The sequence below is a fragment of the Nostoc sp. DedQUE05 genome (assembly GCF_034530955.1).
In the GTDB taxonomy this organism is placed as follows: Bacteria; Cyanobacteriota; Cyanobacteriia; order Cyanobacteriales; family Nostocaceae; genus Nostoc.
In genome coordinates, this window is sequence record NZ_JAVRCB010000008.1 from 26,036 (window position 1) to 38,512 (window position 12,477).

General features: G+C 42.1%; 6 protein-coding genes and 1 CRISPR repeat array. Of the genes, 4 read left to right on the forward strand and 2 right to left on the reverse strand.

Annotation, left to right across the window (positions count from 1 at the left end; all coding sequences use genetic code 11):
• The first annotated feature begins 588 nt into the window (after positions 1-588).
• From RMZ42_RS07755 to hetF, 3 genes are all read left to right on the forward strand, one after another.
• Positions 589-2,184, forward strand: coding sequence for a serine/threonine-protein kinase (locus tag RMZ42_RS07755; RefSeq protein WP_322670867.1), 1,596 nt, complete (start codon positions 589-591; stop codon positions 2,182-2,184).
• 696 nt (positions 2,185-2,880) lie between these two features.
• Positions 2,881-3,636, forward strand: coding sequence for an FHA domain-containing protein (locus tag RMZ42_RS07760; protein ID WP_322670868.1), 756 nt, complete (start codon positions 2,881-2,883; stop codon positions 3,634-3,636).
• Between the two features lie 2,109 nt (positions 3,637-5,745).
• The gene (gene hetF / locus RMZ42_RS07765) at positions 5,746-8,265 is read left to right on the forward strand and encodes a cell division protein HetF (protein ID WP_322670869.1); all 2,520 of its coding nucleotides are present in this window, start codon (positions 5,746-5,748) and stop codon (positions 8,263-8,265) included.
• A gap of 95 nt (positions 8,266-8,360) precedes the next feature.
• Positions 8,361-8,979: a CRISPR direct-repeat array (repeat unit 37 nt; unit sequence GTTTCAATCCCTAATAGGGATTTTGATGAATTGCAAT).
• 400 nt (positions 8,980-9,379) lie between these two features.
• Here hetF and RMZ42_RS07770 read toward each other — a convergent pair.
• Together RMZ42_RS07770 and RMZ42_RS07775 are read right to left on the reverse strand one after the other, a co-directional pair.
• A complete protein-coding gene (locus tag RMZ42_RS07770) occupies positions 9,380-9,676 on the reverse strand; it encodes a hypothetical protein (protein ID WP_322670870.1) in 297 nt (98 codons plus the stop codon).
• Positions 9,677-9,883: 207 nt separating this feature from the next.
• Complete coding sequence (locus RMZ42_RS07775; RefSeq protein ID WP_322670994.1) at positions 9,884-10,720, reverse strand: prephenate/arogenate dehydrogenase; 837 nt, start codon at positions 10,718-10,720, stop codon at positions 9,884-9,886.
• Between the two features lie 70 nt (positions 10,721-10,790).
• Between RMZ42_RS07775 and RMZ42_RS07780 the strand changes: the two genes are divergently transcribed.
• Positions 10,791-12,353, forward strand: coding sequence for a pentapeptide repeat-containing protein (locus RMZ42_RS07780; protein ID WP_322670995.1), 1,563 nt, complete (start codon positions 10,791-10,793; stop codon positions 12,351-12,353).
• Positions 12,354-12,477: the final 124 nt, after the last annotated feature.

The window sequence follows — 12,477 nt, forward strand, 5'->3', positions numbered from 1 at the left end:
TTGGCGTTAGGTTAGCCTCTCCCTTTAGGAGGAAGGGGAGACGCTAAAAGCAATAGCGCAGCGTAAAGCCTTCTCTTCTCCCAAAGGGAGACGCTACACGTAGCTTGCTTCCACAAAGTGGTACGAGAGGCTTGTCTGCGACCCGCACTCGCGTTAGCCAACGGCATAGCAACTCTTAGAGAGGCTGCGCCAATGCTTAGAGCGAGTCCGCGAGCGTCTGGGGTTTCCCCAAATTAGTAACTGGTGTTAGGCACTGCCCTTCAATACCTTTTAATACCAATTTTCCCATACAAAAACCAGATTAAAGCTGATTTTCTGAATGGGATAATAGCGCGATGAACGCCACAAGCCTTGAGAGAGCGTTATTAGGAATTACGAATTGCTAGAAAATAGCATAAACAGTATTTGCCAATGTAAGTATAATAAATAATCTTGTTTAGCGATCGCTTTAGGTAATCTCAGTTAAACTTTAGGAACTCTTCAAAGGATTTCCAGCAAAAATTACCTGGCAAGAGTTGATTAATGTCTAAATAATTGGAAGGGAGTATAACACTCCCCGTGATTATTCGTGCAGCGAGTTGAGAGTGCATGAGCTACTGCTTAAATCCTACCTGTTCCAATCCAGAAAATTTGGTATATAGCCAAAGGTGTCAGTCTTGTGGCTCGCAACTACTGTTGCGCGATCGTTATCAGGCAATCCAACCATTAGGTCAGGGTGGCTTTGGAGCGACCTTCCTAGCCAACGATCGAGGCTTACCAGGAGAACCGAGTTGCGTAATCAAACAATTACGCCCATCAGGAAGCGCCCCACACGTTTTACAGATGGCCAGAGAACTCTTTGAACGAGAAGCCAAAACTCTAGGTAAGATTGGCAATCATCCCCAAGTGCCAAGATTGTTAGACTATTTTGAAGATAGTGAGCAATTCTACTTAGTTCAAGAATATATCAGTGGTGACACCTTGCAAGAGGAGGTCAAACTTAACGGCATCTTGAGCGAAACCGGAGTCAAGCAATTTTTGAGCGAGATTTTGCCACTGTTGCAATACATCCACGATCAAAAGGTGATTCACCGTGATATTAAGCCAGCCAACTTAATCCGCCGCACTCAAGATGCCAGAATGGTACTCATCGACTTTGGTGCCGTCAAGAACCAAATTAGCCAAAGTGCGACAGGCCCATCAGGACAGACAGCATTAACTGCGTATGCTATTGGTACTCCTGGTTTTGCACCTCCAGAGCAAATGGCTATGCGTCCAGTCTACGCCAGTGATATTTATGCACTAGGTGTGACATGCATTTATTTACTGACTAGCAAAACTCCTAAAGATTTAGATTACAATCCCAACACTGGCGAGATGATGTGGGAGCAGCTTGTGCAAGTGAGCGATCACTTAGGCAATGTGTTGCGAAGAATGTTAGAGGTGTCTGTACGTAATCGCTATCAGTCAGCGGCAGAAGTTCTCAGAGCATTGGAAATAGAACCATACTTAGATAGTTTAGCAAAGGGTTTGCTGACTAAATCTGATAATCGATCTAAAGAGCGAACATATAACCACCTGGAAAATTCTGCTGTTTTATGTAACAACCCTGCTGCTACCAACACTGGAGTGGCACAGGTAGCGGCAGCGATTCGTGCTAGACGAGCCAAGGCAGCGGAAGCTGCGGGATTACACCAGGGTTCTGGGATGGCCAAATCAACGACTTTCAGTAGCAACAGCAATGGTTCACAAAGTCAAAATTCTAAAGTTGGGCGGAAGTTAGATACCCAAGGTTTATTAACAGCTTATCTGAAGGGAAGACGAGATTTTGCCTTACACAATTTAAATTTGCTAAATCTGCAAGGTGCTGATTTATCTCAAACAAATTTCCATTCTGCTCAATTACAAAAAACCAATCTTCAGGGAGCAAATCTTCACAATAGTGACTTTGGCAGAGCCAGTCTAACTCGAGCAAATCTTAAGGATGCTAATTTAAGCAAAGCATACTTTAACCATGCTGATTTAGAAGGAGCAGACCTGCGAGGCGCAGACCTTAGTAATGCTTATCTCAGCAATGCTAACCTCCGAGGAGCAAATCTGTGTGGTGCTAATCTCACCAGTGCCAAAATTTCTGATGAGCAGCTAGCACTAGCAAAAACTAATTGGATGACTGTGCGTCCCAATGGAAAACGAGGCCTGTTGTGATTTTAAAATGTCAACTACCCCGATTTATAGACGGATAGAATTTCCTAATTCATCGGGAATAGCCTCTTTTGTCGCCCTATTTCTATGCGAATATTCTCCTATATTAGGTTTTAGATTATCCTGACGGATGAATCCTTTTTCTTAAAATCAATTATTTGAGATTAGCAGAATAGCCTTAACCCCCTGCTTTTAAGCTCTCCGTTTTTATTAACAATTTTAAAACACTTATTTTATCAGCATCATAATGCTGAAATTTTCTTATATATGGGAAAATTAGCCCTGATTATTCTCGATAAAACTTAGATTTATTCAAAATCGAACAAATATGTATAATGTTTAGGTTGATCGATGACTATCACTCTCACGAATATTAAGAAATATCCAAATATCTAGCAAAAATACGTAGATATTTGTTATTTCTTCATGAAATCTTTATAATTTTTATCTGTTACAAATAACAAATGATTATTTACAATAAACAATAAAGCATCATGATAATTTTCTAAAGGTATTTATATGCTTTTTCTGGCTATAAATAACAGAGAATCCCAAACCTAAAATTTGTAAATAAAATAGCACGATCCTAAACCACTAAATTTTTCAGATGGTAGTAAAAAGCAAAAAATCAATTATCCCTGATTGTCGGCTGGAGATGTATATTACAACTGAAATCAGGTAGTATAAGGTTTACGTATAATGACTGACTTTGCACAAACGGAAATAGAACGGCGATTAACTTTATATCAAGTATTCCTCAAGGTGTATGAACACCACAGCAGCCTTCTAGATGAAATTCTTCAGCTAGAAAACCTATCTCAACCGTCGTTGAGGAGAGTCAAGGCGGGTTACGTACATGGCGTAGTGGATAGTGCTGCTGTTTATTTGATGACTAACTTGGGCGACAATCAGACTCAGAGTTTACGACAGCCACAACAAATCTGGACGATAGGTCGTAATCGCACCAGTGGTATTTGCATTGCTGACAATCATCTGTCTCGTCGCCACGCTGCTATTCAGCATATTGACGAGCAAGGCTTTTACTTAATTGATTTCAACAGTACCAATGGCTCGTTTGTGAATAGTAATCGCGTTGTTAGGCCGATTAAGCTTAAAGACGGCGATCGCATCCGTCTAGGAAATATGACTTTTGATTTTTTTGTGACTTCTACCTACCGCGTTCTGCCAACTGTTGCAATCGATTTATTGATGCAGCTTGTGCATCGAAGGAATAATCATACAGTGGATATACTTAGTTATTCCCAGAATAGACAAAAACCTCTAATTGAAAAACCAGATTCTAATTTAGAGGCTTTCAGAAATTTCGGAATAGTTGAGAAGCTTGAAAATTTTTATGACAACTTCAGTTCAGAACAGAAATCAGAAATTTTAGACCGCCTGTTTACCACACAATTACCGTCTAATCCCAACCAGCTAAAAAATTGGAACTTCTAACTGTTTTCAATTGCTTCGGGAGTGCTGTTAGCGGTAGCCTGATATTTAGTCTGTTAGTCTGTGCTGAGAAGGTAAGGTTTGCTGAGGCAGACAAATAGTGAAAGTTAAAAGGAAACTCGTCAAAATATATAAAAAAAATTAAGAATGTGATTAAATATCATAGCAATCATTTTGGAGTGGCGTCTCTAGCTCACAATAAAAAGAAAGCGATTCAGGAATTGAGTGAGTAAGTTATGCTCTATCCTGGGAACAGGAAGATACTCAAGGTCTACCAGGAGTAACAACAAGAGTAGTGATAGTGATTTACTCCGGTTATGTAGCTCACCGCTATGCGTCTAGGGCAAAAAAACCCCCAGTGGGTGTTAACCTACTAGGGGAGTTAGTTATCAGGGTGCATCTACCAATTAAGTGTTCTCAGGTTGAAGACCATACTCCGGATAAATTTGGACAAAGGTCAGTTATTTTTTAAATAAAAAAACCCCCAGTGGGTGTTAGCCTACTAGGGGAGTGAGTTATCAGGGTGCATCTACCAATAATCTTTTCTAGGGGCAGCTAGCATCTTCCGGGAAAAATGAACTAAATCAGAGGCGATGGCGATGTCTATAACAGGCTGTAACGTTCGTACCTCTATGGAGAAGCAAGGTACGCGTAGCATCTCTAAGAGGAAAAGACTCGCTAACATTTCTCTACGAAACGCAAATGCGTCTCGCTATTGGTAACGCAAGTAGTAGAAAAAACTCCCAGTGGATGTTAACCTATCAGGGGAGTGAGTTATCAGAGTCAGTTATTTTTTTAATAAAAAAACCCCCAGTGGGTGTTAACCTACTAGGAGAGTGAGTTATCAGGGTGCATCTACCAATAATCTTTTCTAGGGGCAGCTAGCATCTTCCGGGAAAAATGAACTAAATCAGAGGCGATGTCTACAATAATGGGCTGTAAAGCTCGTACCTCTATGGAAAAGGAGGAAAAGACTCGCTAATATTTCTTTACGAAACGCAAATGCGTCTCGCTATTGGTAACGCAAGTAGTAGAAAAAACTCCCAGTGGATGTTAACCTATCAGGGGAGTGAGTTATCAGAGTCAGTTATTTTTTTAATAAAAAAACCCCCAGTGGGTGTTAACCTACTAGGAGAGTGAGTTATCAGGGTGCATCTACCAATAATCTTTTCTAGGGGCAGATAGCATCTTCCGGGAAAAATGAACTAAATCAGAGTTGATGTCTACGATGGGCTGTAAAGCTCGTACCTCTATGGAAAAGCAAGCTACGCGTAGCATCTTTGAGAGGAAAAGACTCGCTTACATTTCTCTACGAGAGGCATTTGCGATCGCTATCAGTGATGCAATTAAAAAAACCCCCCAGTGGGTGTTAACCAACCAGGGGAGTGAGTTATCAGGGTGCATCTACCAATAATCTTTTCTAAAATAAATGGGTCGCTACCGGATAAATTAGCAGAAGTTGAAGTTGTTACTGTTTGTCGATGGAAGAAAAACCTTAGAGGGGTTAGTTATCAGGACAGACCTACCAATTAAACGATCGGTGCGCTGCTTTACAAAATGGGTGTTTCAGGGTTAATCAATAGGACTCAATTTTCATAAAAAAACCCCCCAGTGGGCGTTAGCCAACCAGGGGAGCTAGTTATCAGGGTGCATCTACCACTTAAATGTTCTAGGTTTAACCACCATGCTCCGGATAAATTTATGAGAAAATTGATTGTTATCGTGTCTCAAAAAAACCAAAGTGGATATTAACTCAATTAGGGGAGTTAAAGATCGAGGGACATCCATCTATTAATCAAGTATTCTAGGATTAAGCACTATTTTCTGGTAGAGAATATCTGCGTCAGAAGTTGCTGTTGTTTGCCAAAAATAAAAAAACCCCCAGTGGGTGTTAGCCAACTAGGGGAGTTGAAGATCAAGGTGCATCTACCAATTAAGTGTTCTAGACCCAGGTAATCCGATCCGGATAAAGTTGTAAAGGCAGAAAAACCAAAACGACACCGAATCAGAAACATTCAGGGGCAGGATGCATCTAAATTATCAGAGGAAGCGAAAAATCGACTTGAAACTTTCGCGTTTCAAACCAGATTTAGGAGGCGGACAGGAGAAACTGTGACCCAGGAATTCCACATTTCGGTAACTCCTGTAGGGCAAAATGACTACTTGGTGCGGACGGAACAAGTCGCGCCTGGGGTACCATTGGCAGAAGAATTGGTGACTTGGCCTATAGCTGATTGGTTGATGGCTGCTGGGCATTTGATGAATGACCCGTTGAATTCGGTGTTGCAAGGAGATCCATTTACCTCTGGCGGGCATGAAAGTGATATTGCCAGAAACTCTGTGAATTTGGTGGCGTTGGGTCAACAATTTTATAACGCCCTATTTCAAGGCACTCTCAGAGATAGTTGGATTACTGCCCAAGGTATTGCTCAGAACCATCAACAAGTACTACGCTTACGCTTGGGGCTAAAAGACACTAGATTAGCTCGTTTGCCTTGGGAAGTGATGCACGCAGGCGATCGCCCTCTGGCTACTGGGCCTTATGTGGCTTTTTCTCGCTTCCAAAGTGGAATTTTGGGGGCTTCTCCTTTGCGATCCCTGCGGGGGGCTACGCCTACGCAAAATATGCCCACACCACCAGAACAAGGTGGTGTCAGAGTCTTGATGGTAATTGCTTCTCCCTCAGATCAAGTCCGTCTTGACTTACAGAAACAAGAAGCAATTAAACTGCAAGCGGAACTTCACCGTCAAACGTCACGACTTGGTGAAAGTCGGAATCGTTTCCCAGAAATTGAACTTACTGTCTTAGACCAACCAGGACGGGAAGAACTGACGCAAGCCCTAGAACAAGGTAGATATCACGTTCTCCATTACTCTGGTCATAGTAACTTAGGCGCAAATGGGGGAGAAATTTATCTTGTTAGTCGCAGAACTGGCTTAACGGAAATCTTAACTGGGGACGATTTGGCAGGTTTGCTCGTCAACAATAATATCCAAATGGCAGTGTTTAATTCCTGCTTGGGGGCATACACAGCAGCGTCTAATCCCTCTGGAGATACTGGCGAACGAAACTTAGCGGAAAGTCTGGTGAAGCGCGGAATTAGAAGCGTTTTGGCGATGTCAGAACGGATTCCTGATGAAGTGGCGTTGACGCTCACACAATTGTTTTACCGCAATTTAAATCAGGGATATCCAGTAGATTTGTGTGTAAGTCGGGTGCGCCAAGGATTAATTTCTGCTTATGGTTCTCACCAGATGTACTGGGCATTACCGATTTTATATCTCCAACCAGAATTTGACGGTTTTTTAAGTCAGGAAACTGAGGTATCTACAAGTACAGATTCGCTGAATCAGTATAGTTCGCCTTTAGGGGTAACTTCCATGATGTACCCTGGTATACCTGATGATAGCGAGATGCCTTTAGGAATGGAAGATATGATTCCTAGTGGTTTGACGCGGGATTCTGGGTTGGACTGGCTAGGTGAAGATACTTGGGGCGATCTGGTTGATGAAATTGAGTATGATGACCCAAGCTATGAAGAAGATTCTGCGATCGTTTCGGATTTGTTTCGTCAGCTAGATAACCAAAAACCTGCAACTGAACCGGATCGACAAATTAGCGAAAATAGTCTTCACCAAAGCCAGATTTCAGAGGAAACGACTTCCTCAGAAGAGTCAGCAGATTTGTGGGGAGAAGTTCCCCCACCGCCACCTCCAACTCCTGGGAACCTTGAAGAAAATTGGCAAAATTCTAATTTTTCGCTATCGCAACCACCTCCGCCAAGAAATCGTACCCGTCGCCGCAAGTTGTGGCCGATTGTGGGTGTTGTGGGGATCGGTGCGATCGCAGCAGCGATCGGTTTAAATTGGTGGCAAAATCGCCCCCAAGCACTGCCTAAAATACCAGAAATTCCCGCCCAGTCTCTACCTGATTCTCGACCGATTCAAAAGCAGCCGAATATCGATTTAGGAATAGAAGCAACTGGAATTGTCACCGCTACTGCTACGGAAAAATTGAGTCAGGGTGACTTGCAAGGTGGGTTATTGGCTGTAGAAGAACTACTGAATCGCGGCGCACTGGCTGCGGCTGAAACTTCCTTAAAACTAATTCCTAGTAAACAAGCTGACGATCCATCTGTGAATTTTTACAAGGGGCGATTGGCGTGGCAGTCGATCCAAACTGGAGACAATAACTATAGCGTCGATGATGCCCGTCGTTATTGGGAAACTGCTGCCAAAGCTAAACCCGAATCGCTTTTGTATAATAACGCTTTGGGATTTGCCTACTACACAGAAGGCAATCTGAATCGAGCCAATGATGCTTGGTTCAAGGCTTTGAATTTAGCTCTCAAAGAACAAAACACAAATTCAACATCCAGAAATACAGCAGTTCCTCAAGATGCTTTAACTTCTTATGCTGGTTTAGCTCTTGGATTGTATAAATCTGCACTTAGTCAATCTAATGGAAAGCAGACGCAATATTTGAATGAAGCGATCAAATTGCGGCAAACGGTTCTCAAGTCAGATCGAGAAAATTTCCAGGTAGATAAATTAGCTAAAAATTGGCTGTGGACGGAGAAGGCGATTGAAGATTGGCGATCGCTCCTTCAAGAAAAAGGCGAAGAACAGTAATCAGTTGGTGCGTGTAAATATTTTTCGTTGGGATCAGGCAAGAGGCAGGAGGGAAGAGGGTTTTAGCAACGCTAATGCTAAAACCCCGTATAGGTTTTAGCTTCCCTAATAGGGATTTTGATGAATTGCAATAATATGATCTTTTTTCTCTGCCAATAACTCAAGTAGTTTCAATCCCTAATAGGGATTTTGATGAATTGCAATGCTGCACCAGGGCGGGGTCTTTTTCTAGCATTTTGTTGTTTCAATCCCTAATAGGGATTTTGATGAATTGCAATTCTGATTTGCCCACCAACTTGAAGCCAGCTTTCTCGTTTCAATCCCTAATAGGGATTTTGATGAATTGCAATAAAAATATCCCTACTACATCTAAGTGGTGGATTGAGGTTTCAATCCCTAATAGGGATTTTGATGAATTGCAATTAGCCGAGCTTGAAAAGCTGGAAGTAGAGATTTAGTACTAGTTTCAATCCCTAATAGGGATTTTGATGAATTGCAATTTAGCGATCGCTTCATTTAGTAAAAATATTTCCGTTTCAATCCCTAATAGGGATTTTGATGAATTGCAATGAGCTTTATTCTCCTTTGCTTGCAAAAAGAATTAGTTTCAATCCCTAATAGGGATTTTGATGAATTGCAATCGTTTTTTCTCCTCCGTGTATTTAGATTGCTTCTGTGTTTCAATCCCTAATAGGGATTTTGATGAATTGCAATAGCGGGAGCCTGAAAGCCAAGCTGTATTTAGTTTTCAAGGTGCGGTTGCGCGATTCTGGAGCCATCATAGCATTAGAGAATTCCTTTGGGAAGAGTGCCGAGAAAAGTTAAAGGCTGACATCCTAGTTTTTGTAAGCATTTCAGAGATTGCGCGGATGATAATTGGGTGATGAGTGGGGTGAAATGCTTACTGGGATTGAGATAGAAGCAATTTTTTGGGGCTGTGGAATTTGTACACCTACCCATTCGCGCATTTGACATACAGTAACTCTATGAGAGATACGATCGCTAAAAATAATCTAATGGTGATGGGGGGCGCGATCGCTGCCTTCGGAGTCAGAAATCTCAATCTTTAATATGCTTATAGCCTCCCACATCACACACAACAACACTTGTAATTTTAGTCTTGAGACTCCTCAGAGATAGATTCTGATTCGGTTTCAAGTTCTTCTGTTTTAACTTTGGGGGTTGGAGGTTTAACCGGTTTTGGGCCACGCGCTAGTGCAGGATTCACCGGTGGTCTGCTTTCATCCCTAGATGACGAGCCTTTTTTCCCTTTGTCAGACGAGCGGTCGCGGTTCGGTTTTGAGCTTTTGGGGTTAGATTCAATCGGGGTTACAGAATCCGAATTTTCGGAATTGCTGTCAGTGTTTGCTTGAGCCTGACGTTCCGATTTCTTAATTGGACGTTCTACCATTGTTGATTTTTGTAAATTTATCTGTATGGTACATCGGTTTGGTGACTATCAGACTGTTGAGTAGCATTTTTAAAGATTTTATTGTTGGAATTTCTGAGTAGCTGTGGAGAGTTGTTTTGACAAAAAAGCAGCCAACAAACTTTATTAATTAACTCACTAAATTAAAATATGGGTGCGTTATCCATAGCTAAACGCACCCAACAACTATTAAACAAAATCAGGTCGTGCCTGTTGCCTTGATTTGAACTTTTCCTCTAGAACTGCCCAATTTTCTTGCTCAATTAAGTTAGTCAACTCATCAAGGCTTTGACGATATTGTTGTAGCGATCGCAGCAATGCTTGACGATTATACCGCGCCATCATTACGCCCAACTCTGGATTCCCGCCACCCACACGACTGGTATCCCGAAAACCCGAACTAGCTAACTTTTGGGCTAATTGTAAAACATCGGGGTCAGTTTCGCTCAAACAAGCAGCAATCAACGAGGAACTAACCATCACCGGTAAATGGGAAATCCAACTCACAGCGCGGTCGTGCTGCTCTGGTTGACAAAAATAGATGTTAGCTCCGAGCGATCGCACAATTTCTTCTACAACTGTAATTGCATTAGTTGGGGTTGTCGTTATCGGTGTTAATACATAAGGTTTATCAACAAATAAATCTCGCTGTGCAGCTTCTATCCCACTATCTGTTCTGCCCGCCATTGGATGACCGCCGATAAAATTTTTCCAAAGGGGAGTAATATCCTTGACTATCTGTGCTTTCGCTGAACCTACATCAGTGACGACTGTAGCCGTAGGCAAATGAGCGACTAACTGTTCAAATTGGGGCACAATAAGGGCTAGAGGTGTACAAATAAATACAACTTCTGCGGCTGCTAATAGGCTCAGATCGACTGATGCTTCATCAACACTGCCCAAGGTAACTGCCTTTTGACAGGTTGCTTCACGGCGACTAACTCCTAAGATATGATGTCCTTGCGATCGCAAATCAAAACCCAAAGATCCGCCTATCAGTCCCAATCCTAAAATTCCAATATTCATTTTTGATTTTGACATTCCGTTTTTTATGACTTTACCAACTATTAAAGTTGGCATCCAAGGGGTAGCATCAATGACTGTAGAGGAATTACTGGAACAATACGCAGCAGGAGTCTTAAACTTTAGTGGTGTTGACCTCCCAGAAGCAAACCTGAGTGGAGTAAAACTCAGTGGTGTAAATCTGAGCGATGCTAATTTGAGTATAGTCAACCTGAGTGGCGCGAATCTGAGTGAAGCTAACTTGAGCAATGTCAAGCTGAATGTAGCTAGACTGAGTGGTGCAAATCTATGCAGCGCCATCCTTAATAACGCCAGTCTCAACGTCGCTAATTTGATTCGAGCGGATTTAAGTCGCGCTCAACTGAGAGGAGCTTCATTAATCCGCACCGAGTTAGTTCGCGCTGACCTCAGTCGCGCTGATTTGTTGGAAGCCGATCTCACCAGTGCTGATTTGCGAGAAGCGACACTCCGCCAAGCAAATCTCCGTCACGCTAACTTGAGTGAGGCGATCTTGAGAGGTGCTTCTTTAACTGGAGCCAACTTAGAGATGGCTAACTTAAACGCCAGTGACCTCAGTCGTTCTGACTTGAGCGGTGCAAATTTGCGAGATGCCGAACTCAGACAAGCCAATCTCAGCCATGCTAACTTGAGCGGGGCTGATTTGAGTGGTGCAAATCTCCGGTGGGCTGATTTGAGCAGCGCAAATCTCCGGTGGGCAGATTTAAGCGGCGCAAAATTGAGCGGGGCTGATTTAATTGGCGCAGATTTAAGCAATGCCAATTTAACAAATACAAGTTTAGTCCACGCTAATTTAACTCAGGCAAAATTAATTAGAGCAGAATGGATCGGTGCTGACTTAACAGGAGCAACTTTAACAGGAGCCAAGCTTTATGCCACTTCCAGATTTGGCTTAAAAACCGAAGGCATAGTTTGTGAATGGGTCGATCTTAGCCCAAATGGCGATCGCTCCATTGTCCAAAATTTCCATTCTGAAGAGTCACGAGATTTTTTTAACGAAACACCGCCAACAATTCGGATTATTGTTGATGCAGCTCTAGAACATGAAGCCAATTTTGCGATCGCTGGCGCTTACTACCAAATTGCTCAAGAATATCGAGGGTTGAAACAACCTCCAAGCATCGAAAGTGGTCGTCGCCGGACTATTTTCACCTTTCATGTAGATAGCGACGAAGCGTTATTTCCCACTGCTTACATTGTCATTCTTCCCTTTCTAGATGCGGCATCTACTCAAAAAAATATTTCCAGTATAGTGGAAATGATTAACAGTGAAGTTATTGCAAAGCAAGACTTAAAATCGCCTCAGATAGTGAAACAATTAAATACTCTTTTTGAACAAGCTATGAATCAGGCTACAACAATTAAACAGATGAAAAAAAATATCGAAGTAGCCGCAAAATTAAATTTTTGTAAAGCCCCAACCCAAATAGTTTTAACAAATTCCAGTGCCCACACTTTGATTGTTTATGACCATCCCAACTTTGGAAAAAGATTTATTAATCGCTCTGCTCTTAATGCTTCAGCTTATGATATGTCTAGTGATTCAACAAAAAATATATTACCTTCATTAGATATTATTATAGATTTTGTTAAAGGATTTCATTATATTAATCATTAGTTATGGAGATTGGACATTGGGGAGGCAGTGCGGTCTTGCGGTCTCCCCAAGTGGAGCAACTGCCGTCATTGGGCATCGGGGATTGAACTAATGACCAATGACCAATGACCAATGACCAATGACA

What these genes read in the sequence shown, in the direction of transcription:
- RMZ42_RS07755 (WP_322670867.1), top strand. Translation starts at nt 589, where the DNA reads ATGAGCTACTGCTTAAATCCTACCTGTTCCAATCCAGAAAATTTGGTA.
- RMZ42_RS07760 (WP_322670868.1), top strand. Translation starts at nt 2,881, where the DNA reads ATGACTGACTTTGCACAAACGGAAATAGAACGGCGATTAACTTTATAT.
- RMZ42_RS07770 (WP_322670870.1), bottom strand. Translation starts at nt 9,676, where the DNA reads ATGGTAGAACGTCCAATTAAGAAATCGGAACGTCAGGCTCAAGCAAAC.
- RMZ42_RS07775 (WP_322670994.1), bottom strand. Translation starts at nt 10,720, where the DNA reads ATGAATATTGGAATTTTAGGATTGGGACTGATAGGCGGATCTTTGGGT.
- RMZ42_RS07780 (WP_322670995.1), top strand. Translation starts at nt 10,791, where the DNA reads ATGACTGTAGAGGAATTACTGGAACAATACGCAGCAGGAGTCTTAAAC.